The sequence below is a fragment of the Kitasatospora nipponensis genome (assembly GCF_039528135.1).
In the GTDB taxonomy this organism is placed as follows: Bacteria; Actinomycetota; Actinomycetes; order Streptomycetales; family Streptomycetaceae; genus Kitasatospora; species Kitasatospora nipponensis.
In genome coordinates this window covers 1-818 of sequence record NZ_BAAALF010000621.1, presented here as the reverse complement: position 1 = coordinate 818, position 818 = coordinate 1, and the positions used below count along the sequence as shown (strand labels likewise).

General features: G+C 67.7%; 1 protein-coding gene and 1 pseudogene. Both read right to left on the bottom strand.

Annotated features, from left to right (window positions below; all coding sequences use genetic code 11):
• A pseudogene (locus ABD323_RS42315) lies at nucleotides 1-235 on the bottom strand (ADP-ribosylation/crystallin J1); the annotation flags it as partial.
• 180 nt (nucleotides 236-415) lie between these two features.
• On the bottom strand, nucleotides 416-818 hold a 403-nt coding region (locus tag ABD323_RS42310), incomplete at its 5' end, for a LamG domain-containing protein (protein WP_344447376.1).

The window sequence follows — 818 nt, the reverse complement described above, 5'->3', positions numbered from 1 at the left end:
AGCGCGCCAGGAAGTCGGTCTCCACCTCGAACCGGGTCACGTAGCCGACACCGGAGGCGGGCACGTTCCAGTCCCGGGCGATCCGGACGGCGTAGTCCTCGTTCATCACCGGATAGAAGATCGGCTGATCCGGCAACCGCGGCGGCCAGGCCCGCCAGCCGGACGCCTCGACCAGCGCCAACTCCTCGGGGCCGGTGGGTCGCCAGAGGGTGGTGGTCGCGGTCATCTTCCTCATCCTTCGCTCTCGGTCAGCGCTCCACGCTACGCGGCCGGGCCACGGGCCGACCAGCCGTTTTGCTCGGGTCGGCGGGTAGACGGACTCGTCGGTGAGGGGGTGTCAGCGACCGAAATGGGCGGTGCCCCGTCGTACGGGACGACGGGGCACCGGTGTTGCGTGGTGGGGTGGTCGGTCTGTTCAGCTCAGCTGGACCGGGGTGGGCTGGGTTCCTGCCTTGAGGGCAGCGACGGTTGCGGCGGGGAATGCGGTGTTCCAGGTCTGGACGTCGCTGATTTTGCCGGGGAAGGGGTTCTCGACCTTGGCATTGCCGATGGTGAGGGGACCGCCGGCCGGCCAGGTGGAGATGTTGCTCGCGGTGCTGACGAGTGTGCCGTTGACGTAGAGGCTGATGGTCTGGTTGGTGGCGTCGTAGACGCCGACGAGGTGGGTCCAGGTGTTCAGTTGGGGCGCGGTGGTGGCGTTGGCGTGGTGGTAGATGCCGGTCCCGTAGTCGTCAGTGCCGGGTGCGACGAAGGCCCAGGCGTTGTAGGCCTTGGAGTACTGGAGGTAGTAGGCGCCGCGTTGATTGCCGTTCTGGGTG